At 68.2% G+C, this 26,133-nt stretch carries 19 protein-coding genes and 3 rRNA genes; 17 read left to right on the plus strand and 5 right to left on the minus strand.

Annotated features, from left to right (window positions below):
• The 6 genes from DSM112329_RS11920 to DSM112329_RS11945 all read left to right on the plus strand — a co-directional run bounded on the left by DSM112329_RS11920 (position 1) and on the right by DSM112329_RS11945 (position 6,238).
• Positions 1-978: a branched-chain amino acid transaminase gene (locus tag DSM112329_RS11920; protein ID WP_354702037.1), complete on the plus strand. Its 978-nt coding sequence runs from the start codon at positions 1-3 to the stop codon at positions 976-978.
• Positions 979-1,107: 129 nt separating this feature from the next.
• The gene (gene cimA / locus DSM112329_RS11925; protein ID WP_354702038.1) at positions 1,108-2,685 is read left to right on the plus strand and encodes a citramalate synthase; all 1,578 of its coding nucleotides are present in this window, start codon (positions 1,108-1,110) and stop codon (positions 2,683-2,685) included.
• A complete protein-coding gene (locus DSM112329_RS11930; RefSeq protein WP_354702039.1) occupies positions 2,682-3,818 on the plus strand; it encodes a DegT/DnrJ/EryC1/StrS family aminotransferase in 1,137 nt (378 codons plus the stop codon). The genes cimA and DSM112329_RS11930 overlap by 4 nt, the downstream gene beginning before the upstream one ends.
• Positions 3,819-3,849: 31 nt before the next feature.
• The gene (locus DSM112329_RS11935; RefSeq protein WP_354702040.1) at positions 3,850-4,209 is read left to right on the plus strand and encodes a hypothetical protein; all 360 of its coding nucleotides are present in this window, start codon (positions 3,850-3,852) and stop codon (positions 4,207-4,209) included.
• Positions 4,210-4,247: 38 nt separating this feature from the next.
• Positions 4,248-5,588 carry an argininosuccinate lyase gene (gene argH, locus DSM112329_RS11940; RefSeq protein WP_354702041.1) on the plus strand — a complete coding sequence of 447 codons (1,341 nt, stop codon included), beginning with the start codon at positions 4,248-4,250 and terminating at the stop codon, positions 5,586-5,588.
• The gene (locus tag DSM112329_RS11945; RefSeq protein WP_354702042.1) at positions 5,585-6,238 is read left to right on the plus strand and encodes a DNA-3-methyladenine glycosylase; all 654 of its coding nucleotides are present in this window, start codon (positions 5,585-5,587) and stop codon (positions 6,236-6,238) included. Before argH ends, DSM112329_RS11945 begins: the two co-directional genes overlap by 4 nt.
• On the opposite strand, the gene DSM112329_RS11950 is transcribed toward DSM112329_RS11945, so the two are convergent.
• Positions 6,235-8,619: a transglycosylase domain-containing protein gene (locus tag DSM112329_RS11950; protein ID WP_354702043.1), complete on the minus strand. Its 2,385-nt coding sequence runs from the start codon at positions 8,617-8,619 to the stop codon at positions 6,235-6,237. The genes DSM112329_RS11945 and DSM112329_RS11950 overlap by 4 nt on opposite strands.
• Positions 8,620-8,763: 144 nt before the next feature.
• On the opposite strand from DSM112329_RS11950, the gene tyrS reads away from it, so the two are divergent.
• The 4 genes from tyrS (at position 8,764) to rrf (ending at position 15,580) form a co-directional block, all read left to right on the plus strand.
• A complete protein-coding gene (gene tyrS, locus DSM112329_RS11955) occupies positions 8,764-9,951 on the plus strand; it encodes a tyrosine--tRNA ligase (protein ID WP_354702044.1) in 1,188 nt (395 codons plus the stop codon).
• A gap of 465 nt (positions 9,952-10,416) precedes the next feature.
• Positions 10,417-11,961 (plus strand): 16S ribosomal RNA (locus DSM112329_RS11960).
• Positions 11,962-12,363: 402 nt separating this feature from the next.
• Positions 12,364-15,359 (plus strand): 23S ribosomal RNA (locus tag DSM112329_RS11965).
• Between the two features lie 104 nt (positions 15,360-15,463).
• Positions 15,464-15,580: ribosomal RNA gene (gene rrf, locus DSM112329_RS11970) — 5S ribosomal RNA — on the plus strand.
• The 16S, 23S and 5S rRNA genes sit together here, the layout of an rRNA operon.
• Positions 15,581-16,151: 571 nt before the next feature.
• Here rrf and DSM112329_RS11975 read toward each other — a convergent pair.
• Positions 16,152-16,457, minus strand: coding sequence for a hypothetical protein (locus tag DSM112329_RS11975; protein WP_354702045.1), 306 nt, complete (start codon positions 16,455-16,457; stop codon positions 16,152-16,154).
• Positions 16,458-16,587: 130 nt separating this feature from the next.
• Between DSM112329_RS11975 and DSM112329_RS11980 the strand changes: the two genes are divergently transcribed.
• Complete coding sequence (locus DSM112329_RS11980; protein WP_354702046.1) at positions 16,588-17,541, plus strand: DUF389 domain-containing protein; 954 nt, start codon at positions 16,588-16,590, stop codon at positions 17,539-17,541.
• A 1-nt stretch (position 17,542) separates the two neighbouring features.
• Here DSM112329_RS11980 and DSM112329_RS11985 read toward each other — a convergent pair whose 3' ends face one another.
• Together DSM112329_RS11985 and DSM112329_RS11990 are read right to left on the minus strand one after the other, a co-directional pair.
• Positions 17,543-18,649, minus strand: coding sequence for an isocitrate/isopropylmalate family dehydrogenase (locus DSM112329_RS11985; protein WP_354702047.1), 1,107 nt, complete (start codon positions 18,647-18,649; stop codon positions 17,543-17,545).
• A gap of 34 nt (positions 18,650-18,683) precedes the next feature.
• Positions 18,684-19,280, minus strand: a complete 597-nt coding sequence (locus DSM112329_RS11990) for an HDIG domain-containing metalloprotein (protein ID WP_354702048.1) — start codon at positions 19,278-19,280, stop codon at positions 18,684-18,686.
• 70 nt (positions 19,281-19,350) lie between these two features.
• Between DSM112329_RS11990 and murA the strand changes: the two genes are divergently transcribed.
• Genes murA through hisF form a run of 6 tightly spaced genes read left to right on the plus strand, consistent with a single transcriptional unit; the run spans position 19,351 to position 24,563 of the window.
• Positions 19,351-20,664 carry a UDP-N-acetylglucosamine 1-carboxyvinyltransferase gene (gene murA / locus DSM112329_RS11995; protein WP_354702476.1) on the plus strand — a complete coding sequence of 438 codons (1,314 nt, stop codon included), beginning with the start codon at positions 19,351-19,353 and terminating at the stop codon, positions 20,662-20,664.
• A gap of 25 nt (positions 20,665-20,689) precedes the next feature.
• Positions 20,690-21,667 carry an ATP phosphoribosyltransferase regulatory subunit gene (locus DSM112329_RS12000; protein ID WP_354702049.1) on the plus strand — a complete coding sequence of 326 codons (978 nt, stop codon included), beginning with the start codon at positions 20,690-20,692 and terminating at the stop codon, positions 21,665-21,667.
• On the plus strand, positions 21,664-22,299 hold the full coding sequence (hisG, locus tag DSM112329_RS12005; protein ID WP_354702050.1) for an ATP phosphoribosyltransferase: 636 nt from the start codon (positions 21,664-21,666) through the stop codon (positions 22,297-22,299). Before DSM112329_RS12000 ends, hisG begins: the two co-directional genes overlap by 4 nt.
• Before the next feature lie 57 nt (positions 22,300-22,356).
• Positions 22,357-23,010, plus strand: coding sequence for an imidazole glycerol phosphate synthase subunit HisH (gene hisH / locus DSM112329_RS12010; protein ID WP_354702051.1), 654 nt, complete (start codon positions 22,357-22,359; stop codon positions 23,008-23,010).
• Positions 23,007-23,780: a 1-(5-phosphoribosyl)-5-[(5-phosphoribosylamino)methylideneamino]imidazole-4-carboxamide isomerase gene (hisA, locus tag DSM112329_RS12015; RefSeq protein WP_354702052.1), complete on the plus strand. Its 774-nt coding sequence runs from the start codon at positions 23,007-23,009 to the stop codon at positions 23,778-23,780. The genes hisH and hisA overlap by 4 nt, the downstream gene beginning before the upstream one ends.
• Positions 23,781-23,801: 21 nt before the next feature.
• Positions 23,802-24,563: an imidazole glycerol phosphate synthase subunit HisF gene (gene hisF / locus DSM112329_RS12020; protein WP_354702053.1), complete on the plus strand. Its 762-nt coding sequence runs from the start codon at positions 23,802-23,804 to the stop codon at positions 24,561-24,563.
• Between the two features lie 3 nt (positions 24,564-24,566).
• Here hisF and DSM112329_RS12025 read toward each other — a convergent pair whose 3' ends face one another.
• Entirely contained in the window at positions 24,567-26,126 is a 1,560-nt protein-coding gene (locus DSM112329_RS12025; RefSeq protein ID WP_354702054.1) for a PQQ-binding-like beta-propeller repeat protein, read from the minus strand.
• Positions 26,127-26,133: the final 7 nt, after the last annotated feature.

Here is a 26,133-nt window from a genome sequence, read left to right on the forward strand (position 1 = left end):
ATGGATGCCGCAGAACTCATCTGGCTGAACGGCGAGTTCGTCGCCTGGGAGGACGCGAAGATCCACGTCCTGACCCATGGCCTGCACTACGGCACCGGCGTCTTCGAGGGCGTGCGCTGCTACGACACCGAGTCCCACGGGCCGGCGATCTTCCGCCACCAGGACCACGTCGACCGGCTGTTCAAGTCCGCGTCGCTCTACTACATGGACATCCCGTACGACCGCGAGACGCTCCGGCAGGCGACGCTCGAGCTCGTCGGCCGCAACGGCTTCAAGGACTGCTACATCCGGCCGCTCGTCTACCGCGGCTACGGCACGATGGGCCTGTTCCCGCTCGACGCGCCCGTCGAGGTCACCCTCGCCTGCTGGAAGTGGGGCGCCTACCTCGGCGAGGAGGGCAAGCGCAAGGGCGTGCGCGCGAAGGTCAGCTCCTGGCGCCGGATCAGCCCCGACTCGCTGATCCCGCAGGCCAAGGCGTCCGGGCAGTACCTGAACTCGATCCTCGCGAAGATCGAGACGCACAAGGCGGGCTACGAGGAGGCCATCGTCCTCGACGACAAGGGCATGGTCTGCGAGGGCTCCGGCGAGAACATCTTCGTCGTCTCCGACGGCGTCATCTACACGCCGCCGCCGACCGCCTCGATCCTCGACGGCATCAACCGGAAGTCCGCGATCCAGATCGCGACCGACCTCGGCCTGCGCGTGGTCGAGCGCGACATCGCCCGCGCGGAGCTGTACCTCGCGGACGAGATCTACCTGACCGGCACCGCCGCCGAGCTCGTGCCGGTGCGCGAGGTCGACGACCACAAGGTCGGCACCGGTGAGCCCGGCGAGGTCACGCTGGCGGTGCAGAAGGCGTTCGAGGACGCGCTCCACGGGCGCACCCCGCGCTACGCCGACTGGCTGGACCCCATCCCCGCAGAGCACTACCCGGCCGCCGCCGGCGGCTCGGCGTCCTCCGGGACCGCGGCGGCCTGAGGACCGGCGTGATGGTGACGCGGCAGCAGCGAATTCGGGAGCGGTGCGCAGCCTGACCATCCGGTCAGGCCGCCGCGCCGCTGCCCACGCTCGCTTCCGCCACCATCTTCAAGAGGACCACCGCCAGCCATGACCCCCACGATCGAGCTCTACGACGCCACCCTCCGCGACGGCATGCAGGGGGAGGGGATGAACCTCACCGCCGAGGAGAAGGTCCGCGTCACCCACCACCTCGACGCGCTCGGCGTCGACATCATCGAGGCGGGCTTCCCGTCCTCGAACCCGAAGGACATCGAGCTCTTCAAGCTGCTCGAGCAGGAGCGCTTCCAGCACACCCAGATCTGCGCCTTCGGCATGACCAGCCGCCGCGGCGTGAAGTCCGAGAACGACGAGGGGCTGCGCATCTTGGCGGACTCCTTCGCGCCGCTGGTCACCATCGTCGGCAAGACCTGGGACCTGCACCTGGAGAAGGTCGTGAAGGTCAGCCGCGAGGAGAACCTCGTGATGATCTCCGAGTCGATCGAGTTCCTCATCCGTGAGGGCAAGCGGGTCATCTACGACTCCGAGCACTTCTTCGACGCCTACCGCTCGGACCGCTCGTACGCGATGCGATGTCTGCGCGCGGCGGCCAGCGCCGGCGCCGAGCGGATCGTCCTGTGCGACACGAACGGCTCGTCGCTCCCGCACCAGGTCGGTGCCGCGGTCGCCGAGGTGAAGGACGGGCTCGGCGGCAGCTTCCCGCTCGGGATCCACTGCCACAACGACCTCGAGTGCGGTGTCGCGAACAGCCTGGCGGCGGTGCTGAACGGCGCCACGCAGGTCCAGGGCACGATGAACGGCATCGGCGAGCGGACCGGCAACGCCAACCTCGTGTCGATCATCGGCAACCTGCAGACGAAGCTCGGCTACCCGGTCCTCACGGCGGAGCAGCTCGTGCGGCTGACGCCGACCGCCCATGTGATCGACGAGCTGCTGAACGTCGCGCCCGACCCGAACCAGGCGTTCGTCGGCCGCAACGCGTTCGCCCACAAGGGCGGGCTGCACGTCGCCGGCATCCGCGCCGACGCCACCACGTTCGAGCACATGCCGCCCGAGCTGGTCGGCAACGAGCGGGCGCTGCTGGTGTCCGAGCTCGCCGGCCGCCACACGATCATCGAGAAGGCGTCCGAGGCCGGCATCGACCTGACCGACGCGGCCTGCGCGAAGATCATGGACCGCGTGAAGGAGCTCGAGCACGACGGCTTCCAGTTCGAGGCCGCCGACGCCTCGCTGACGCTGCTGCTGCGCAAGGAGGCGGGGGAGTACGAGCCGCTGTTCCAGCTGCACTCGTGGCGGACGATCGTCGAGCAGGACGCCGACGGCCGTGTGTCGTGCGAGGCGACGATCAAGATCGACATCGACGGCGAGCGGTACGTCCGCACGGCGGAGGGCAACGGCCCGGTCAATGCGCTGGACGCCGCGCTGCGCGACGCGATCAGCGTCGTCCATCCGCACCTGAACGACGTCGAGCTCGTCAACTACAAGGTGCGGATCCTCGACGAGCACCACGGCACGACTGCGACCACGCGCGTGCTCATCGACTCGAGCGACGGCGACCGCACGTGGGGGACGATCGGCGTGGCGCCGAACGTCATAGCCGCGTCGTGGCAGGCGCTGGTGGACTCGCTCGAGTACGCCGAGCAGCCCGCCAAGGTACTGAAGTCGTGAGCGACGCCTCCTCCGCCGCCGCCGAGGACGTCCCGCTCGCGCAGCCCGTCCTCGGCGCGGAGGAGGAGGCGCTCCTGCTCGAGGTGCTCCGGTCCGGCTACCTGTCCCTGGGCCCGACCGGCCCCCGCTTCGAACGCGACTTCGCCGCGTTCGTCGGGGCGCCGCACGCCAGCGCTGTCTCCTCCGGGACGGCCGGCCTGCACCTGGCCATCCGGGCCGCGGGGGTGACGGACGGCGACGAGGTCATCACGTCCCCGTTCTCGTTCGTGGCAAGCGCGAACGTCATCGCCTACGAGCGTGCGACGCCGGTCTTCGCCGACATCGACCCGGTCACGCTGAACGTCGACCCGGACGCGGTCGCGGCCGCCATCACGGACCGCACCACGGCGCTGCTCCCGGTGCACATCTTCGGTTACCCGGCCGACCTGCCGACGCTCGAGCGGCACGGCCTGCCGATCGTCGAGGACGCCTGCGAGGCGCTCGGCGCCCGCCATCGCGACGGGCCGGCGGTGGGCGCGCGCGGCCACGCGGCCGTCTTCGGCTTCTACGCGAACAAGCAGCTGACCACGGGCGAGGGCGGCATGATCACGCTCGGCGACGAGCAGGCAAAGCAGCGCATCGACAGCGAGCGCAACCAGGGGCGGGCGCCCGACATGGGCTGGCTCGACCACGATCGCCTCGGGTTCAACTACCGCCTGACGGACCTGCAGTCGGCGATCGGGATCGCGCAGGTGGGCCGCCTGGCCGGCATGCTCGCCGACCGCGCGAAGGTCGCGGGCTGGTACCGCGAGGCGCTGGCGCCGCTCGCGGCGCAGACCGGGCTCACGCTCCCGTGCGAGGACAGCGGCGGCGACCAGCGCGGCTGGTTCGTCTTCGTCGTCCAGGTCCCGCACGAGCACGACCGCGACGACGTCATCCGCCGCCTGCGGGCCGTCGGCGTCCAGTCCAAGCCGTACCTGCCGGCGATCCACCTGATGAGCTTCTACCGCGAGACCTACGGCATGCGCGAGGGCATGTTCCCGGTCTGCGAGGACGTCGCCGCACGGTCCGTCGCGCTGCCCTTCTTCCCCGCGATGACGCAGGCGCAGGTCGAGCGCGTGAGCCTGGCGCTCACGAGCGCCCTGCAGTCTTGAACGATCGTTATCGGTCGTCATAATCCCCGGGATGGCGCGGGCTCTGGGACGGGACGAGCAGGCCCGCCGGCGCGCCGAGCGGGTCGGCGTCCTCGGTGTGCTCGCGGCTGCGGTGCTGCCGGTGCTGCTGTGGCACGAGGTGATCGCCGACATCGCGCAGGTCACCGCCGACCAGCGTGCGGCGGTTCTCCTGGTCGGCTGGGCACCCTGGGTGATGATGGCCGTCGGCGTCCTGTGCTCGGTCCCGGTGGCGGTGCTGTCGCGGCGCGCCCGCAGCGGCCGGTTCTACGGGCCGGGGCCCGGCGCCTGGCAGGGGTGGGGCGTGACGCTCTACGTCCTGGGCTTCGGGCTCGCGACCCAGGTCGCGCAGCTGCACGGGCTGAGCACCTGACCGCCACCGTTCAGGGCCGGAAATAGACTGCGGCGCAGATGTCACGCTTCTCGCTGCCCCAGGACGCCGCCTTCGCCGCGCTCAACACCTCGCTCGGCTTCGATCAGCGCCTGTGGCCGCACGACGTCGCGCAGTCCCGCGCCCACGTGCGGATGCTCGCGGCGCAGGGGATCATCTCGGACGCCGACCGCGACGAGATCCTGGAGGGCCTCGCCACCGCCGCCGGCGAGCTGGCCACCGGCACGTTCCCCTTCCAGGACGGCGACGAGGACATCCACATGGCGGTCGAACGCCGGGTCACGGAGCTGACCGGCCCGGCCGGCGGCAAGATCCACACCGGCCGCTCCCGCAACGACCAGGTGATCACCGACCTGGCGATGTTCACGCGCGCCGCCGCCGAGCAGGCCAAGGGGGACCTGGAGCAGCTGCGCCAGGTGATCCTGGCCGTCGCCGAGGCGCATCTGGACTGGCCGCTGCCCGGCTACACGCACCTGCAGCGCGCACAGCCCGTCTACCTCTCGCATCACCTGCTGGCCTACTTCTGGATGGTCACGCGGGACATCGAGCGCTTCGACGCGGTCCTCAGCGCGACGAGCCTCCTGCCACTCGGCGCGGGAGCGCTGGCCGGCGTGAACTTCGACACCGACCGCCGCATGGTCGCGGCGGAGCTCGGGTTCACCGGGGTCGTCCCGAACTCCGTGGACGCCGTGTCCAATCGCGACTTCGCCCTCGACCTGCTGCACGCGCTGTCCGTCACCGCGACGCACCTCAGCCGCCTGGGCCAGGAGATCGTGCTCTGGACGAGCACCGAGTTCGGCTTCATGACCCTGTCCGACGCGTGGTCCTCGGGCTCGTCGATCATGCCGCAGAAGAAGAACCCCGACGCGGCCGAGCTGCTGCGCGGCAAGGCCCCGCGGGTCTGGGGCCACCAGGCCGCGCTGCACGGGGTGATCCACGGGCTGCCGCTGACCTACAACAAGGATCTGCAGGAGGACAAGGAGCACCTCTTCGACGCCTTCGACACGGTGATCCTGTGCATCGCGGCAGCCGGCGGGATGCTCGAGACCGGGACCTTCCACCGCGAGGCGATGTCGGCGGCGGCGTCCGATCCGATGATCGCCGCGGTCGACCTGGCGGACTTCCTCGTCAAGGGCGGCATGCCGTTCCGCGACGCCCACGGCGTCGTCGCCCGGCTCGTGCGCGAGTCGGTCGACGGGGGGCTGTCGCTCGCCGACGTCACGACCGCCGACCTCGGGCCCGAGGCAGCGGCGATCTTCGAGCAGTCCTCCTGGCTCGAGTCGAAGGTCTCCGAGGGCGGCACGTCGCTGGCGCGCGTTCGCGAGCAGCTCGAGCAGGCCCGCGCGCTGCTGGCGACGTGACGCCCGCGCCGGCGGCGACGCTTCCGGTCGCGTTCTACGACCGGCCGGTGCTGCAGGTCGCGCAGGACATGGTCGGCTGCGTGGTCCGCCACGGCGACACCGCCGGCGTGATCCTCGAGACCGAGGCCTACCACGACAGCGAGGCCGCCTGCCACGCCCATATCGGGCTCACCCCGCGCACCCAGGTCCTGCTCGGCCCGCCGGCGATCGCCTACGTCTACCGCTCCTACGGGGTCCACGCCCTGCTCAACGCGGTCTGCGAAGCGGACGGCGTCGGCGCGGCGGTGCTGATCCGGGCGCTGCTGCCGCTGGAGGGGATCAAGCTCATGCGGCTGCGGCGCGGGGCCGTCCCGGACGCCCGTCTCTGCGACGGCCCCGGCAAGCTGACGCAGGCCCTCGGGTTCGACCTCGAGCCGCACGGGACGTCGCTGGTCGACGGACCGGTCACCTGCGAGCCGCGCCCGCCCGAGTGGGCCGGGGTCAGGCTGGTCGCCGGGCCACGCATCGGGATCACGAAGGCCGCGGACCTCCCGTGGCGCTTCTGCGCCGCCGGCGCACGCGGCGTGTCGCGGCCGTGGCCGGCGGGGTTGCTCGACGCGCCGGCGTCCGCCCCGGCGCCGAAGCGCGCGAGCCGGCCCGGCCCGGGCTAACCGGCCGGGGGGCCGGCGCCGCCGGTGGAGCCCGCATCGCCGCCGGGCGCGGGGCTGGCCGGGTCGGCGGGCGGCGTCACCGGCGTGGCGGGCGGCGTGGGCGTGGGATTCGGCGTCGGATTCGGGGTCACCGGCCGCACGTTCTCCTGCGGCTGCTGCTGCTGCTCGTCCGGAGTGCCCGTGCCGGTCTCGCCCGTGTCCTCGCCCGGTGCCGGAGCGGTGCCGTCGGCGGGCTCCTCGCCGGTGGGAGCGCCGTCGGTCGGGACCTCGCCGTCGATCGCAGTGGTGTCCTTCGGACCGTCGACCGGCTGCCCGTCCGGGGTCGTCTTCGTCCGGGCGTCCTCGTCCTCGTCGTCCTCCTGGTCGGTGTCCCCACGGGCGGCGCGCGCCTTCTCGGCCTGGGTCGCGAGGTAGTCCTGCGCCGGCGCCATGAAGTCGTGCCAGATCAGGGCGGGGAAGGTGCCGCCCTCCACGGGACCACCCTCGAACAGGTTGTCCATCGACTCGACCTTGTCCGGGAAGCCGACCCAGACCGCGACCGTCAGGCGATCGCTGAAGCCGACGAACCAGGCGTCGCCGTAGTCGGACGTCGTGCCGGTCTTCCCCGCCGCGAACTGCCCGATCTGCGCGCGCTTGGCCGTCCCCTGGGAGACGACGGTGCTCATCACCTGGGACGTCGTCTGCGCGACCGCCTTGGGGATGATCCGCTCCGTCTCGATCTCGTTCTCCACCTCGCGGCCACTGGCGAACTTGATCCGCCGGATCCCGACCGGCCCGGCGTTGGGCGCGCCGAGGCTGCCGGTCACGCGGAGCCCGCCGCTGGCGAACGTCTCGTAGGCATGCGCCATGTCCAGCGGCGTGACGCCCTGGCGGAAGGCGCCGAGCGTCATCGCGAGGTTCGAGGAGACGCTCGTCCGGATGCCCATCCGCTTGACCAGGCGCGCGACCTTCTTGGTCCCGACCTGCTGGCCGACGGTGGCGAAGACGCTGTTGTCGGAGAACGTGAGCGCGTTCGCGAGCGTCCGCTGCCCGACGTAGACGTTCCCGTCGTTGTTGACCGGGAACTGCTCCTTGCACTTGCCGGTCTTCTTGGACTTCACGACGCAGAAGACGCGCTTCTTCGACTCCCAGACGGAGCTGGGGGCGATGCCCTGCTTCAGGGCCTCCGCGAGGATGAACGGCTTGACGGTCGAGCCCGGCTGGCGCTGGCCCTGCGTCGCGAGGTTGAACGGCCGCTCGCGGAAGTCCTGGGTCCCGGAGACCATCGCCCGGACCTCGCCGGTCTCGTTGTCGATGGCGACGAGCGACGCGGTCGGGCCCTCGCCGTCCTCGCCCATCCACGCCTTCACAGCGTTCTGCGCGAACTTCTGCAGCTTCAGGTCGAGCGTGGTCCGGACGGTGAGGCCGCCCTCGAACGCCTTCTGCGCGCCGTAGCGATCGACGAGCTGCTGCCGGACCCAGGTGGTGAAGTAGGGCGCCCGCGAGTCGACCTGCGGCGGCTCCACGTTCTGCGGCAGCGGCAGGTCCTGGGCGAGCGCCTCGGAGTACTGCAGCGGCGTGATCGCCTTCTGATCGCGCATCTTCTGCAGGACGATGTCCCGGCGCGCCTTCGCCGCGACCGGGTGCGCGACCGGGTCGAATGCGCTCGGCGACGCGACGATCGCGGCGATCAGCGCAGCCTCGTGCGGCAGCAGCTCCTTCGCGCACGGCCGCTTGATCGTGCCGCAGCCGGGGCTCTCTCCGGTCGGCGCGTGGTCGCCGGTGTTGCCGAAGTACGTCTGCGCGGCGGCCTCGATGCCGTAGGCGCCGGTGCCGAAGTAGATCGAGTTCAGGTACTCCGTGAGGATCTTCTGCTTCGTCCACTTGCGGGTCAGGTGGTAGGCGAGCGCGGACTCGCGCAGCTTCTGGAAGACCGTCCGCTTGTCCTGGGCCTGGAGGGCGTTCTTGACGAACTGCTGGGTGATCGTCGAGCCGCCCTGCACGGCGCCGCCCTTGATCACGTCCTGCGTGAAGGCCCGCGCGATCGCGCGCAGATCGACGCCGGAGTTCGTGAAGAAGCGCTCGTCCTCCACCGCGACGATCGCCGAGCGCATGTAGCTCGAGATGTCGTTGTACTGGACGAAGATCCGGTGCTGGTCGGACGCGAGCCGGCCGATCGTGTTGCCCTGGACGTCGAGCAGGACGGAGTTCTGGCCGCCCTTGCCGTTGTTCTGCTGGTACTGGTCCTCGTTCTCCAGGGCCGGCAGGTCGCTGGCGACGGCCATCATCATCCCGAAGACCGTCGACACGACCGCCAGGCACCCGAGCGGGATCAGCAGCGCGAGCAGACGCAGCCACTTCAGGCGTGGCTTGACGCGCACCGCGGGGCGCTCGTCGGTCACGGGGCGGAGTATGCGGTCGGCGTCGCTCATCGCGGGTCGGCACGGGGCCGAAGGCGGGGATGGAAACGTGCGGCGGGCGCACACGATGCGGGAAGGACGGCGGCAACAGGCACTTCCCGGAGCTGAGACTAGCATTGGGTCCCGATGACCGATCCCGCTCAGCAGGCTGCGTTCCTGACGCGCAACACCGTCGAGGACCTGCCGAAGGGCGGGCTCGAGGCACGCTTACTCGCGGCCGCGCGCGAGGGACGGCAGCTCCGGGTGAAGCTCGGGCTGGATCCGACGGCGCCCGATCTGCACCTCGGGCACACGGTCGTGCTGCAGAAGCTGCGCGAGTTCCAGGACCTCGGCCACCGGGTCGTCCTGATCGTCGGGGACTACACCGCGCGGGTCGGCGACCCGTCCGGGCGTTCGGCGACACGGCCGCCGCTGACGGGGGCGCAGATCGACGCGAACGCCGAGACGTACAAGGCGCAGGCGTTCAAGGTGCTGCGCGAGGACCCGGACCTGCTCGAGGTCCGGCGCAACGGCGAGTGGCTCGACATGGCGATGGAGGAGCTCTTCAGGCTCGCGCGGACCACGACGGTCGCGCAGCTGCTGGAGCGCAACGACTTCGCCAGGCGCTTCGCCGCGAAGACGCCGATCAGCATCCTGGAGCTGCTCTACCCCCTGATGCAGGGTTACGACTCGGTCGCGATCCAGGCGGACGTCGAGCTCGGCGGCACCGACCAGACCTTCAACCTGATGCTGGGCCGCGACGTCCAGCGCGCCTACGGCCTGGCCGAGCAGTGCGTGCTCACGGTGCCGATCCTGCCCGGGCTCGACGGGAAGGACAAGATGTCCAAGTCCCTGGGCAACCACATCGGCGTCACGGACGAGGCGGCGGACATGTTCGGGAAGACGCTGAGCCTGCCCGACGACGCGATGCCGGACTGGATCCGGCTCCTGGCCCTGGACGGCATTCCCCAGGACGCCGGGCCGCGGGACGTCAAGCGCGCGCTCGCGCGCTCGATCGTCGAACGGTTCCACGACGCCGACGCGGCCCTGCAGGCCCAGGCGGCCTTCGACCGTCAGTTCATCGCCGGCGACATTCCGGACGAGATCGGGGAGACACCTGTCGTCCCGGCGGACGACGGCACCGTGCACCTGCCGGCCGTCATCGCCGCCGCCTTCGGGCGCTCACGCTCAGAGGGCAGGCGTCTGCTCGCCGAGGGGGCGGTCAGGCTGGACGGTGCCGTCGTGCGCACCGCGGATGTTTCTGCCGGCGACGCCCGGGGCAAAGTCCTCCAGGTCGGAAAGAGAGCGTTTACGCGCCTAACTCTGCCCGGCTGAGGGCGCCGAAACCCAGGATCTACCGGCTGTCCGGTGGGCCTGGACCGCCGGGACAGCACAGGCAGAACGCATGATCTTCACATCGTGTGTCACACTGCCGTGGCGGTTGGAGCGCAGCACACGAACGGAAGCGGCAAGCAACACGCCGCCCCGCAAGTGTGCTACAGTCTCCGCCCGGTCCGCAGGCAGCAGTTGGAGCCAGCGGGCTGCACCTCTTCAGAAGGCATCACCTTCCCGAGCTGGGTGCGACGGTCTTTGAAAACTCAACAGCATGCGCACCATTGACTCTCTGAGTCGTGGTGTGCGTCCAGGTTCGATCTGCCGGGCTCTTAGCCGACCCGGTGGACCTGAGAAGTACCTGTCACTGACGCTGTGCCCTGTGTATGGGGCATGGCTAAAAGGTCATGACAACTCTTTGTGCCGGCTCTCGGAGATCTTCGGATCGAGGGGAGGCGGATGATGTTCTTCACGGAGAGTTTGATCCTGGCTCAGGACGAACGCTGGCGGCGTGCTTAACACATGCAAGTGGAGCGACGAACCATCTTCGGATGGGGCAAAGCCGCGAACGGGTGAGTAACACGTGGGTAACCTGCCTTGATGATTGGGACAACCCCGGGAAACCGGGGCTAATACCAAATGTGCTCCTTCCCTTTGAGGGGAAGGTGGAAAGGAAGCTTCGGCCTCCGCATCGAGATGGGCCCGCGGCGCATTAGCTTGTTGGTGGGGTAACGGCCTACCAAGGCGACGATGCGTAGCTGGTCTGAGAGGACGATCAGCCACACTGGGACTGAGACACGGCCCAGACTCCTACGGGAGGCAGCAGTGGGGAATCTTGCACAATGCACGAAAGTGTGATGCAGCAACGCCGCGTGCGGGAAGACGGCCTTCGGGTTGTAAACCGCTTTCAGTTGGGACGAAGGTTCACGAGTTAATAGCTCGTTGGACTGACGGTACCTTCACAAGAAGCCCCGGCTAACTACGTGCCAGCAGCCGCGGTAATACGTAGGGGGCAAGCGTTGTCCGGAATCATTGGGCGTAAAGCGCGTGTAGGCGGCTCGATAAGTCTGCTGTGAAAGTCCAGGGCTCAACCCTGGGATGCCGGTGGATACTGTCGAGCTCGAGTCCGGAAGAGGAGTGTGGAATTCCTGGTGTAGCGGTGAAATGCGCAGATATCAGGAGGAACACCGATAGCGAAGGCAGCACTCTGGTACGTGACTGACGCTGAGACGCGAAAGCGTGGGGAGCAAACAGGATTAGATACCCTGGTAGTCCACGCCGTAAACGATGGGCACTAGGTGTGGGAGGTGTCGACTCCTCCCGTGCCGAAGCTAACGCATTAAGTGCCCCGCCTGGGGAGTACGGTCGCAAGACTAAAACTCAAAGGAATTGACGGGGGCCCGCACAAGCAGCGGAGCATGTGGTTTAATTCGACGCAACGCGAAGAACCTTACCTGGGCTTGACATGTGCCTGACCGGCCTGGAAACAGGTCTTCTCTTCGGAGCAGGTTCACAGGTGGTGCATGGCTGTCGTCAGCTCGTGTCGTGAGATGTTGGGTTAAGTCCCGCAACGAGCGCAACCCCCGTCGTATGTTGCCAGCATTTAGTTGGGGACTCATACGAGACTGCCGGTGACAAACCGGAGGAAGGTGGGGATGACGTCAAGTCATCATGCCCCTTATGTCCAGGGCTACACACGTGCTACATTGGCGTATACAGAGGGCTGCGATACCGTGAGGTGGAGCGAATCCCTTAAAGTACGTCTCGGTTCGGATTGTAGGCTGAAACTCGCCTACATGAAGGTGGAGTTGCTAGTAATCGCGGATCAGCATTGCCGCGGTGAATACGTTCCCGGGCCTTGTACACACCGCCCGTCACACCACGGGAGTGAGCAACACCCGAAGCCGGTGGCCTAACCCGCAAGGGAGGGAGCCGTCTAAGGTGGGGCTCGTGACTGGGGTGAAGTCGTAACAAGGTAGCCGTACCGGAAGGTGCGGCTGGATCACCTCCTTTCTAGGGAGCCCCATAACGGGGCCCGCTCGGAACCGCGCCTGCAGCGTCGACGGTGGATCTTGATCCATAGTCAATGACGACTGCCGGCTACGCCCGAGTGGCCTAGTATGTCGACCGAACCTGGACCAGACTGATGTCGCAGCTCTAATGAGCTGTGGCCGCGCCTTTCGGCGTGCCACACAATCGTGGGTCACGATCTGGAAGCGAGACCGAAAGGTCTTCCGCATGCTGTTGAGTTTTGAGAGACCGGCATGGTCTCCCACCCGAGCCATCGTGCTCCGGGTGGGTGCCAGCCCTCTCGGACGGTCCTTGAAAACTGCACAGTAGCCACACTTACCCGCTCTTCGATAAGCGAGCGGGTAAGCGGGTAATCACCGAGTCCAGAAATGGACTCAAGATCACCGTCAAGATAGTAAGGGCACGTGGTGGATGCCTTGGCACAGAGAGCCGATGAAGGACGTGGACGACTGCGATAAGCCACGGTGAGGCGTTGAACAGCCTTTGACCCGTGGATTTCCGAATGGGGAAACCCAGCGCTGGTAATGCGGCGTTATTTCTGCCTGAACACATAGGGCAGATAAAGGCAAGCGGGGGAAGTGAAACATCTCAGTACCCCGAGGAAAGTAAATCAACCGAGACTCCCTGAGTAGTGGCGAGCGAAAAGGGATCAGCCCAAACCTGTTACGTGTAAGCGATCATGCGTTGCGTAGCTGGTGTTGTAGGGCGTTACTTCCAGGTCATGATCGGCCTGGCGACAGTTACAAAGTTGTGTGGTAGTCGAATGGCGTGGAAATGCCAGTCATAGAGGGTAATAACCCCGTAGACGAAACTGCACAGCCTGTCGTGTGACGTTCCTGAGTAGGTCCGCACCCGTGAAACGCGGACTGAACCTGGGGGGACCACCCTCCAAGGCTAAGTACTCCTCTGTGACCGATAGCGGACTAGTACCGTGAGGGAAAGGTGAAAAGTACCCCGGAAGGGGAGTGAAATAGTACCTGAAACCGCGTGCCTACAAGCGGTGGGAGCAGACTTGTTCTGTGACCGCGTGCTTTTTGCATAACGAGCCGGCGAGTTACTCGTCTGCGGCAAGGTTAAGCGATGAGCGGAGCCGAAGCGAAAGCGAGTCCTAATAGGGCGATTTGAGTCGTAGGCGGTAGACCCGAAACTGAGCGAGCTACCCATGGGCAGGTTGAAGCGGGGGTAAGACCTCGTGGAGGACCGAACCGACCTAGGTTGAAAACTGGGCGGATGACCTGTGGGTCGGAGTGAAAGGCTAATCAAGCTCAGTGATATCTGGTTCTCTCCGAAATATATTTAGGTATAGCCTCAAGTAAATAGCGTTATGGCCGTAGAGCTACTGTTTGGTCTAGGGGGCCTACCAGCTTACCGAAATCAGGCAAACTCCGAAGACCATAACGTGTTCCTTGGGAGTCAGTTGCTGGGGGATAAACTTCAGCGTCAAAAGGGAAACAGCCCAGACCGCCAGCTAAGGTCCCTAAGTACTAGCTAAGTGGGAAACGATGTCCGAGTGCATAGACAACCAGGAGGTTGGCTTAGAGGCAGCCACCCTTGAAAGAGTGCGTAACAGCTCACTGGTCAAGTGTTCGGGCGCGGATAATGTAACGGGGCTCAAGCTAGTCACCGAAGCTGCGGATTCATCCTTCGGGGTGAGTGGTAGGAGAGCGTTCCCAGGCCAGCGAAGCGGCGGCGGAAGCCAGCCGTGGAGGCCTGGGAAGTGAGAATGCCGGCATGAGTAACGAAAGAAGAGTGAGAATCTCTTCCACCGATTGCGTAAGGATTCCTGGGTAAAGTTCGTCTGCCCAGGGTTAGTCGGGACCTAAGGCGAGGCCGAAAGGCGTAGTCGATGGCCAACAGGTTGATATTCCTGTACCACGTCGAATTCGTTTGACCGATGGGGGGACGGGGAAGGCTACGGGAACCCAGGCGATGGTCGTCCTGGGGTAAGCATGTAGGGGTGGTCCTAGGCAAATCCGGGACCGCATAACCTGAGGTGCGATGCCAGCTGGCTCAAGAGCCGGCGAGTCCCTTACGCCATGCCCTCTAGAAAAGCCTCTAGGGAGAATTCGCGTGCCCGTACCAAAACCGACACAGGTACGCAAGTAGAGAATACTAAGGTGATCGAGATAACCATCGTTAAGGAACTCGGCAAAATTGCCCCGTAACTTCGGGATAAGGGGCGCCCCAGTAGAGTGACGGACTTCGCGTCTTGAGCTCGAGGGGGCCGCAGTGAATAGGTCCAACCGACTGTTTACCAAAAACACAGGTCTCTGCTAAGTCGTAAGACGACGTATAGGGGCTGACGCCTGCCCGGTGCCGGAAGGTTACGTGGAGTTGTTAGGGCTTGACCCGAAGCAGCGAAGCTAAGCCCCGGTAAACGGCGGCCGTAACTATAACGGTCCTAAGGTAGCGAAATTCCTTGTCGGGTAAGTTCCGACCTGCACGAATGGCGTAACGAGTTGGACGCTGTCTCAACGATGGGCTCGGTGAAATTGCAGTCTCGGTGAAGATGCCGAGTACCCGCGGCTAGACGGAAAGACCCCGTGCACCTTTACTATAACCTGGTATTGCTGTTCGGTCCATTTCGCTCAGGATAGGTGGGAGGCTTTGAAGCACCGGCTGCGGCTGGTGTGGAGCCAACCTTGAGATACCACCCTTGGTGTATTGGACACCTAACAGCGCGCCGTGAATCCGGGCGCTGGACAGTGCCAGGCGGGTAGTTTGACTGGGGCGGTCGCCTCCCAAAATGTAACGGAGGCGCACAAAGGTTCCCTCAGTACGGTTGGAAATCGTACGCAGAGTGCAAACGCAGCAAGGGAGCTTGACTGCGAGACAGACATGTCGAGCAGGTGCGAAAGCAGGTGTTAGTGATCCGGCGGTAGCAAGTGGAAGTGCCGTCGCTCAACGGATAAAAGGTACGCCGGGGATAACAGGCTTATCGGGCCCAAGAGTCCACATCGACGGCCCGGTTTGGCACCTCGATGTCGGCTCGTCGCATCCTGGGGCTGGAGTAGGTCCCAAGGGTTGGGCTGTTCGCCCATTAAAGCGGTACGCGAGCTGGGTTCAGAACGTCGTGAGACAGTTCGGTCCCTATCTGCCGTGGGCGTTGGAGAATTGAGAGGATTTGCCCCTAGTACGAGAGGACCGGGGTGAACGGACCTCTGGTGTATCAGTTGTCCTGCCAAGGGCATCGCTGATTAGCTACGTCTGGATCGGATAACCGCTGAAAGCATCTAAGCGGGAAGCCGGCCTCGAGATGAGTTCTCCCATTCCCATAGAGGAAGTAAGACCCCTGGTAGACCACCAGGTTGATAGGCTGGATCTAGAAGGGTGGTAACACCCGTAGGAGACCAGTACTAATGGGTCGAGGGCTTGACGGATATTTGATTACCTTGTGGCAAACTGTGCAGTTTTGAAGGACCGCCGAGAGCGGTCACTCGTCTACGCGTACGCGCGTGGAGGCGTGACCGGCCTTTCATGAGTTTCCGGTGGTTTTGGCGAGAGGGAAACACCCCTTCCCATTCCGAACAGGGCAGTTAAGCCTCTCAGCGCTGATGGTACTTGGCTCGCAAGGGCCCGGGAGAGTAAGACGCCGCCGGTTTTAATAGTGCAAAGGGCCACCTTCGGGTGGTCCTTTGTCGTTAAGCATCGCTGGGACTGGGCGTGTGGTTAGCGCCTGCTGGGCGGATTGCGCGTGGTTCGCGCCTGCTGGGCGGATGGGCGCCGGGGCTTTCCGCCGAACGCCAGCGTGGACGTCAAGGCTCTCGTTCGCCGGCCATGGCGCCCCGGCGCCCGACCGCCCAGCAGACGCCTCGACTCGAGTGGCGGAGAGCACCTGCTGCCGCGTCGGGTGGTGCGGCTTCGGGCGGACCGCGGCCTGGAGGGGTGCTTGCGTCCGCTCGGCGGTCGGGCGCTGAGGCCCTCCCGCTGAAGGGAACCGGGGTGTCTGTCACCACCCTCTTCCATCGGCGCCGAGGGGGCTGCTGGGTCTTGGCGGGCGCTAGACACGGTCTCAGCAGCGAGAGCGCTCAACGGCCCTGCCTGTCGACTACCGGGCAAGGCCGTTGACCGCTCTCGTGCTTCAGGTCGCCGTTGACCGGGGCTGCGTCGTCGAGCTCGCCCCTGGTTGGCGCATGCTTCGCCAGGCGACCGTGCTCGTGAAGAGCACGGGTCTAGCGGGTGGGGACCGTCGACCGCCCGCCGTGCAGGCACACCGCCGGTGAAACCGGCGGCCTCCCATGCCCACGGCGACGGGCGGTGACGATGCGGTCCTCGGGGTGGCGCGGCTCGGGCCACGTCCACCGGTCCCCGTCCAGGTCGAACAGGGGCGCGTCAGCGCCGGCCGGGGAGGCGTGCGAGGGACCCGGGAGGGTGTAGCCGTCCAGGGTCGCGAAGGCGACGACAAGCTCAGCGGCGTTGCGCAGTGCGGCGCGCCACGGGTGCGGCGTCCGGCTCTGATCTTCCGTAGGGGAGAACATGTGTTCGCAAAGCTAGAAGTCCCGGCGGACGGAACGCGTGTTCGTGCGCAAGTTGCGGACTTTTTGGCTCTGCAGAGCGGAAGCTCACGCCGACGGTGCAAGGGATCTTGCGCGGGTAGGATGCCGGCGCATGGTCCACCTCCGGTTGGTCGTCCCGTTGACCGCCGTCGCGGCCGTGCTCGAGATCCTCGCGCGCTGTGCCAGCGTGATCAACGTCGTGCACCTGCCCGGGGTCGCGACCAAGCCGTCGGGCGACCTGGTGATGTGCGATGTGGCGCGGGAGGACGCGAGCGTGGTGATCGCCGACCTGACAGCGCTCGGGCTCGAGGAGAACGGCTCGATCGCGCTCGAGAACGTGGACACCTCGATCTCACACGCGTCGGTCGCCGCCGAGCGCGCGGCACCCGGGTCGCCGTCGGATGCCGTGCTGTGGGAGGACGTGACCGCGCGCACCTCGGAGTCGGCCACGATCTCCTGGGTGTTCCTGATCTTCATGGTGCTCGCGTCGCTGATCGCCGCGGTCGGCATCGTGCTCGACAGCCCCATCCTGGTCGTCGGCGCGATGGTCGTAGGACCTGAGTTCGGCCCCGTTGCCGGGGTCTGCGTCGCGCTCGTTCAGCGTGCCCCGCGCCTGGCCACGCGATCGCTCGCCGCGCTTGCCGCCGGGTTCCCGCTCGGGATCGCACTCACCGTGCTCATGACCGTGATCTTCAAGGCCACCGACGTGATTCCCGACGACTTCGATCCCGCGGCTCACAGCCTGTCGAGCGCCATCGCGCAGCCCGATTTCCTGGCGTTCTTCGTCGCCTTCAGCGCCGGCATCGCGGGCATGCTGTCGCTCAGCACCGCGAAGTCCGGCGCCTTGATCGGCGTCCTGATCTCGGTCACGACGATCCCGGCGTCCGCCAACGCGGCGGTCGCCGCCGGCTACGGCGACTGGAGCACCTTCGAGGGCTCGCTGGGACAGCTCGGGATCAACCTCACCGCGATGCTCGCCGCCGGGACGCTCACCCTCGGGATCCAGCGGTGGCTCTACGCCCGGCGCCGCGCGGGGTACCGCGCGCGCCACGGCGGCGCCGGCTGACTCAGACGGTGGTCCCGAGGGAGGACCAGACCTCGATCTTGTTCTTGATCCGGGTGATGACCTCGGACGTGAACTCGGTCGTTCCGTGGTGGCCGCCGAGGTCCGGCGTCTTCACCCCGGCGGCGGTCGCCTCCAGGACGGATTCGTAGATCGCGCGGGAGGCACGCTCGGCGCCGTCGTGGCCGGCCGTGGCCGCGTAGTGGAGCACGGCCGCGCAGCTCAGGATCATCGCCATCGGGTTCGCGACGTCCTTGCCCATGAGGGTGGGCGCGGTGCCGTGCGGGGCCTCGGCCATCGCGGCGGAGGTCTTGTACTCGTCGTCGAAGGCCAGCAGGACGGACTCGGCGCCGGCGATCGAGCCGAACATCGGCATGACGAGGTCCGAGAGGCAGTCGCCGTCGCGGTTCAGGGCAGGGATGACCAGCGGCGCCTCGCTCGAGCCGCGGATCAGCGCGGCGTAGGTCGCGTCGATCAGCATCGGCCGGTACTCGACGTCCGTGTAGGCGGCGGCAGCCTTGTCCATCTCCTCCTTGAGCATGCCCTCGTACACGGGGGAGACCGTCCACTTCGGACCGCCGAAGACCTGGCCACCCATCTTGCGGGCCTGCCGGAACGCGTACTCGGAGACGGCGCGGCAGACGGAACGGCTGATCTTCTCCACGCGGAAGGCGACCTCGTCCGGGCCGCCCTCCTCGCCCTCGCGCGACTCCTTGGCGCCGTAGGCGTCGCCGACCGCCATCCGCACGACCGAGATCGGGTGGTAGGTGCCGCCGATCGGGGTCACGCCCGGGATGCGGCGCCCGGTGCGGACGATGACCTTGCCGTCGATGCCCTCGCGCAGCAGGCGGTTGGGGGACCCGACGTCGTCCTTGCCCTCCGGGGTGATCGTCGCGGCCTTGATGCCGAACCCGCAGTCGCGCATCGCCTGCGCGGCCTCGGTGACGACGCCGTTGGAGGTCGCGCGGCGGTTCTCGAGCGACAGGTCGTAGTTGACGAGCACCGGCTCGAGGCCGATGACGTCCGGGGCGAGGACGCGGATGGCCTGCTCCAGGAGCTCCTGGCCGGTCTCGTCGCCTTCGAGGATTGCGATCTTCAGCGGGTCGGGCATATGCCGCCGGACCCTAGTGACTGGCCTGGGTCTTTCAAGCCCCCGGATCAGGCGCAGCCTCGGCGCCGTCGATGCCGAGCGCCTCGGCCTGCGGTTCGAGGGCGGCGATGACGAAGCGGATGTGGTCGTCCAGGTCCACGCCCAGCTGCTCGGCGCCGGCCCGCACGTCCTCGCGGCTCACGGCGGCCGCGAAGGCGACGGTCTTCAGCTTCTTCTTGACGGACTTGGGCGTGAGCCCGTGGATCCCCTGCGGCCGGACGTACGCGCACGCGAGGATGAAGCCGCTCAGCTCGTCGACCGCAAACAGCGACTTCTCGAGGTCGCTGTCGCGCGAGACACCCAGGTAGTCGGCGTGCGACGCGACGGCGCGGATCAGCTCCGGCGGGTAGTCCAGGCGCTCCAGCTCGGCCATCGCCATCCGCGGATGTCCGGTCTCGAGGTCCGGAAAGCGCTCGTAATCCATGTCGTGGAGCAGCCCGGTGACGCCCCAGAGCTCCTCGTCGGCTCCGCGCGCGGCCGCCATCGCGCGCATCGACGCCTCGACCGCGAGGCAGTGACGCCGTAGCGACTCTGACTGCACCCATTCAGTGAGCAGGGACCACGCCGAGGCGCGCGAAAGGGTCTGCGACATGGCTGGTACCCTAGCCCCGCGCCGCATGCCGGACCCGCACCCGGGTCACGTCCTGCGGTCGTCCTCGCTCATGGAGAAGTTCGTCATCGACGGGGGCGTTCCGCTGTCCGGCACGGTCACACCTGCCGGCAACAAGAACGCCGCCCTACCAATTCTGGCTGCGTCCGTCCTCACGGCGGACGAGGTCGTGATCCGCAACGTCCCGCGGATCCGTGACGTCGCGGCCATGATCGAGCTGCTGGAGCTGCTGGGCGTGACCGTCGACTGGCGGGGCGAGCACGAGGTCGCGCTGTGCGCGGCCGGCGTGACCGCCGACGCGCTGGTCGACGAGGTGGTGGCCGAGCGCATCCGGGCCTCCTTCCTGCTCGCCGGGCCGCTCCTGGCCCGCTTCGGCCGCGCCGCGATGCCGCCCCCGGGCGGCGACGTGATCGGACGACGGCGCCTCGACCCGCACCTGGACGCCTTCCGCTCGCTCGGGGCCCGCGACGAGATCGTCGATGGTCAGATCGTGCTCACAGCGCCGTCCGGCGGCCTGCGGGCCGGCGACGTCTTCATGGACGAGCCGTCCGTGATGGCGACCGAGAACGCGCTCATGGCCGCCGCGCTCACGCCGGGCGAGACCATCATCGGCAACGCGGCCTCCGAACCGCACGTCCAGGACCTCGCGCGGATGCTCGTGCACATGGGCGCCCGCATCATCGGCATCGGCTCGAACGTCATGCGGATCTCCGGCGTCGCCGAGCTCGGCGGCTGCACCCACGACGTCGGGCCCGACCACATCGAGATCGGGTCGTTCATGGCCATGGCCGGCATGACCGGCGGCGAGCTGCGGATCAAGGACACCGACCCCGGTGACCTGCGGATGATCATGCTCGTCTTCAAGCGCCTCGGCCTGCACACCGAGCTCGACGGGTTGGACCTCCTCGTCCCGGGTGGCCAGGACCTCGCGGTCGACCGCGATCACGGCGGCCACACCGCCAAGGTGCAGGACGGGCCGTGGCCGCAGTTCCCCGCCGACCTGACGTCGATCGCGGTCGCGCTTGCGACCCAGAGCCGCGGCCAGGTCCTCATCCACGAGTGGATGTTCGAGTCGCGCCTGTTCTTCACCGACAAGCTGGCCTCGATGGGGGCGAACATCCTGATCGCCGACCCACACCGAGCTCTGGTGACCGGCCGCACGCAGCTGACCGGCCAGCGCGTCGAGTCCCCCGACATCCGCGCGGGCATGGCCGTCCTCCTCGCCGCCCTGTGCGCCGAAGGCCGCACCGAGATCGGCAACATCCGCCAGATCGACCGCGGCTACGAGCGGATCGACACCCGCCTGCGCGCGCTCGGTGCCCGCATCGAGCGGGTCCCGCGCGACGGGCCGCCGCCCGCCGCCTGAGCCGCCCACCATCACCATGACCGCCATGCACCCCACGCCCAGCGGGACGCGCGACGTCCTGCCCGACGAGATGCGCGAGCTCCGCGCGATCACCGACGCGATCCGCGGGGTCTTCCACGAGCACGGGTACGGCGAGGTCTGGACGCCCGCCATCGAGTTCGAGAGCGTCGTCGGGCGGATGGACGGCCAGAACGGCGGCTACCGCCTGTTCGACGACCACGGCAGCGTCCTGCGGCTGCGGTCGGACCTGACGGTCCCGATCGCACGGGTCGCGGCGACGCGCTACGCCGGAGTGGAGCCCCCGCTGCGGTTCTGCTCGTTCGCCCACGTCTACCGCGGCGTCAAGCCCGGTCGCGGCCAGATGCGCGAGACGCTGCAGGCCGGCGTCGAGCTGATCGGCGCGCCCGGCGCCGGCGGGACGTCGGAGGTCCTGAGCGTCCTGTGCCAGGCGCTCGACGCCGCCGGCCTGCGCGAGTACCGGATCGGGATCGGCGACGCCGGGCTGTACCCCGCGCTGCTGGCCGAGGTCGGGGTCGACGCTGAGCGCGCCACGCGGATCCTCGACGCGCTCGTCCGGCGGGACCTCGTGCGCCTCGGGGTCGAGGTGCACCAGGCCGGTCTGGACGCCGCCACGACCGAGCTCCTCACGACCGTCCCCCTGCTGCGCGGCGGCGCCGGCGTGCTTGACACCGTCCCCGAGCGGGTGGCGACCGGGCGCCTGCGGGCGGTCCACGCCGCGGTGGCCCCGGCCGTCGCCGAGCGCCTGATCTTCGACCTCGGCCTGATCCGCGATCTGGACTACTACACGGGCGCGGTCTTCGAGGTCTACGACCCGGCCGCCGGCATGCCGCTCGGCGGCGGCGGGAGGTACGACGACCTCGTCGGGCAGTTCGGCCGCGACCTGCCGGCCGTCGGCTTCTCGATCGACCTCAACGGCCTGCACATCGCCCTCGCCGGCGAGGAACGCGGCGAGGCGCCGCGCGCGGAGGGCATCGCCGGATGAGCCCCTCCAACGGCCTGACCATCGCCGTCCCCCGCGGTGCGCTCATGAAGGACACGCTCGACGTCCTGGACCGCATCGGGATCGACACGAGCGAGGTCCGCGCCAACGACCGCAAGCTGCTCTTCAAGGACGTCGGCATCGTGACGATGCGGCCCTCGGATGTCCCGACCTACGTCGAGGCGGGCGCGGCCGACATCGGCTTCACCGGCAAGGACGTCCTGCTCGAGCAGCCCGAGCGTGCGGTCTACGAGCTGCTCGACCTCGGCTACGGCCGCTGCACGCTCGTCCTTGCGAGCGTCGCCGGCCCCGACCCGGGCGAGGAGGCGCTGCGCCGGCTGGGGGTCATGCGTGTGGCGACGAAGTACACCAAGATCGCGCGGCGCTTCTTCGAGGAGACCGGCCGCCAGGTCGAGCTCGTCGAGGTCAAGGGATCCGTCGAGCTCGCACCGCTGACTGGCCTCGTCGACGCCATCGTCGACCTCACGGCGACCGGGACGACGCTGCGCGAGAACGGCCTGGTGGTCCGCGAGGAGATCCTCGTCGCGACCGCGCGACTGATTGCGAACCCGGTCGCCCACAAGCTCAAGGCGGCCGCGATCGACGATCTGCTCGAGCGTCTGCGCAGTGAATAGCGGGCCGGTTTGACCCGCGCGACGGTCCTGCCGACCTTTCCGGGAGAATAGAGGGGCATGTCCGCCACGCCCGCCCCTGCCGCCGCTCCGACGATCGCGATCGTCGACTACGGCATGGGCAACCGGCGGTCGGTTGAGAAGTCCCTGCAGAAGGTCGGTGCGGCGACGGTCATGTCGCGCGATCCCGAGGTGCTGCGGGCGGCCGACGGCCTGCTGCTGCCCGGCGTCGGCGCCTTCCCGGCGGCGATGCGGATCATCCGCGAGCTCGGCCTCGACGAGCTGCTGAAGGAGCGGGCCGCGGCGGGGACGCCGCTGTTCGGGTCCTGCATGGGCATGCAGTTGCTGTTCGAGGAGTCCGAGGAGCACGGGGGAGCCGAAGGGCTCGGCCTGCTGCGCGGCAGCGTCAAGCGGCTGCAGGCCCCCGGCCTGAACCTCCCGCACATCGGGTGGAACGAGGTCCGCTGGGTCCGCGAGCACCCGCTCCGCGACGGACTTCCCGACCCGACGCATCTCTACCACGTCCATACGTTCGCGCCGCATCCCACGGACGAAGACGCGGTGCTCGGCGTGGCCGAGTACGGCGAGACCTTCGCCACCGTCGTCGCGCAGGGGAACATCTACGGGGCGCAGTCGCACCCCGAGAAGTCCTCCACGCACGGCCTCGGGCTGCTCGCGAACTTCACGAAGCGCTGCGCACAGGTGATCGCATGATCCTCTATCCCGCCATCGACATCTACGAGGGCAAGGCCGTCCGCCTCGTCAAGGGCGACTTCGAAGCCAAGACCGTCTACGAGGACTCGCCGCTGGAGGCGGCGCGGGCCTGGGTCGAGGCCGGTGCGCGCTTCCTGCACATCGTGGACCTCGACGGCGCCAAGTCCGGCAGCCCGAAGAACCTGCACCACATCGAGCAGATCGCCACCGAGCTCGGCGTGCCCGTGCAGTGCGGCGGCGGCCTGCGGTCGCTGGGCGCGGTCAAGGACGCCCTGGCGGCCGGGGCCGAGCGCGCGATCCTCGGCACGGCTGCCTACGCCGACCAGGACTTCCTGGACGACGTCCTGTCCCTCTACCGCGAGCGGATCATCGTGTCCGTCGACACGCGCGGCGGCATGATGTCGACGTCCGGCTGGACGGAGACCTCGTCGATGTCCGGCGAGGCCGTCATCGAGCGCCTGCAGAACCGTGGCGTGCGCTCGTTCGTCTACACGAACGTCGACCGCGACGGGATGCTGGAAGGACCCGACCTGGACGAGGTCAAGCGGATCGCGAGCGCCGTCCGCGGGCGGTTCATCTACTCGGGCGGCATCGGTAAGAAGGAGGACCTCGAGAACCTCGCGGCCCTCCGTCAGGTCAACCTCGGCGGCGTGATCGTCGGCAAGGCGCTGTACGAGCACAAGTTCACGGTCAAGGAGGGGCAGGCCGCCCTCGAGCCGCCGCGCTCGGACCGTCCCTACCGCCCGGCGTACGACGCCACGGGCGACTGACCGACCCCCGCCGGCCGCACCTTGCACCTCAAGCGCGTCATCCCCTGCCTGGACGTGGCGAACGGCCGCGTGGTCAAGGGGACGAACTTCGTCGACATCCGCGACGCCGGTGACCCGGTCGAGCTGGCCGAGCGCTACGACCTCGCCGGCGCCGACGAGCTCGTGTTCCTCGACATCACCGCCACGCACGAGAACCGCGACACGATCGTGGAGCTCGCGCGGCGCACGGCGGACAACGTCTTCATCCCGTTCACGATCGGCGGCGGGATCCGGTCGGTCGGCGACGCCCAGGCGGTGCTCGACGCCGGCGCCGACAAGGTGTCGATCAACTCGGCGGCGGTCGCGCGGCCGCAGCTGATCGACGAGCTCTCGACCCAGTTCGGCGCGCAGTGCGTCGTCCTCGCGATCGACGCGAAGGCCCGCGACGATGCCTCCGGCTGGGACGTCTACGTCGCCGGCGGGCGCAAGAACACGGGCCTGGACGTGCTCGAGTGGGTGCGCGAGGGCGTCGAGCGCGGAGCGGGGGAGATCCTGCTGACGTCGATGGACCGCGACGGGACGAACGACGGCTACGACCTGCCGCTGACCCGGGCGGTGTCCGACGCCGTGAGCGTCCCCGTCATCGCGTCCGGCGGGGCCGGCAAGCTGTCCCACATGGCGGAGGCGCTGCTGCAGGGCGGCGCGGACGCTGCGCTCGTCGCGTCGATCTTCCACTACGGCAAGCACACGGTGGCTGAGGCGAAGGCCGCCCTGGCCGCGGCGGGGATCCCCGTCAGGGCCTAGAGCCTAGGGGCGCTTACGCGGCCGGCAGACCGTCCGGCCGTCGGACCCCCGCTTGGCGCACAGCAGCGGTCGCGGTGCGCGGCAGCGGACGATGCCCTTCATCCTGGTGCAGAACTTCACCCCGGCCGCGATCTGCGCGTTGCGGCGGCGGATGAGCGCCCGGCGGGCGGCGACACGGCGGTTGCGGGCGTCGGCGCGCTGCAGCACCCGGCGGATCATCACCTTGCGCTGCGTCTCGCGGTACCGCGCCTGACGGTCCTTCAGCGCCTGCGGGCCGGTCTTCGGCGGCCGCCCGTCGAGGCCGTAGAGCGCGGCGTAGCCGACGAGGAAGATCCCGCGGCCCGTCGAGACGACCGGGTTGAAGCCGCCGCGCGGCGTGAACCAGATCTTCTTGCCGTCCTTCGCGCGCAGCGCGGTGGTCGTCCGGGCGAGCGTCGAGTAGAAGAGCAGGTCGCCCAGCAGCACCGTCCCGCCGGACACGCGGCCCTCGGTGTAGTGCTTCCAGATGACCGATCCGGTACGGGCGTTCAGCGCGTAGATGTTGCGGTCGTAGGAGCCGACGTACACGGTGGGCGGCGTCCCCGGGACCTGCGCGACGGCGGCCGACGAATACACGAAGTTGCCGGTCTTCTTGCGCCAGGCGAGCTTGCCGCTGGACTGCGCGAACGAGTAGACGAAGCCGTCGGTGTTGCCGATGTAGACCCGTCCGAACGCAGCGGACGGGGTCGCGTAGAAGTTGCCCGACCGCAGCCCGAACTTGCCGCCGCTGGTGCCGGACCGCCAGATCAGCTTCCCGTCCCGGGGCCTGAGCGCCTCGACGTTGCCGCCGTAGGTCGCCAGGAACAGGCGGCCGCCGTCCAGCGCGAGGCCGCCCTTGACCGCCCCGCGCGCCTTGTGCGTCCAGACGACCTTTCCGCGGCCGATGCCGAGGGCGTACACCGTCCCGTTCTCGGACCCGAAGTACAGCTTGCCGCGGTCGACGAGCGGGGAGGACTCGCTGCGGCTGGGCAGGCGCCGGGACCAGCGCGTGCGCCCGTCCTTCGCCGAGAGCGCGACGACGCGACCGGCACGGACGCCCTTTCCGCGCTCGAGCAGCGTGAAGTACAGGGTGCCGCGGGCGTAGGCCGGGGACGACGCGGCCAGGTGCCCGAGCTTGCGGCGCCAGCGCAGCCGGCCCGTCTTGCGCGAGCGCGCCAGGACGGTGCCGTCGTCGCGCAGGATGTAGAGCGACTTGCCGCCGAGCGCCGGCGGGAACTCCAGCAGGACGTTCCCGGGCGCCGCCCAGCGTTCGGCGAACGGCGGCCGGAACGGCTTGGCCAGCGGCAGGTAGCGGGTGCGCGCCTTGTCGTAGCCGTACACGGGCCAGGTGAACGACGCGGTCTCGCTGCCCTCGGTCGGCTTGACGGGCGCGTTCGGGTTCGTGTCATCCGCCCGGAACTCGACGTCGGGGTTCGAGAAGTCGCCCGGCTCGCGGGACGTGAGGATCGCAGCCGCCGCCCCCACAAGGGCGATGAGCACGACCGCGGCGAGGACCAGCCGCCGCAGGCGGGGATGCGCAGGCATCGACCCC

The sequence above is a fragment of the Paraconexibacter sp. AEG42_29 genome (assembly GCF_040581415.1).
Taxonomy (GTDB): Bacteria; Actinomycetota; Thermoleophilia; order Solirubrobacterales; family Solirubrobacteraceae; genus Paraconexibacter.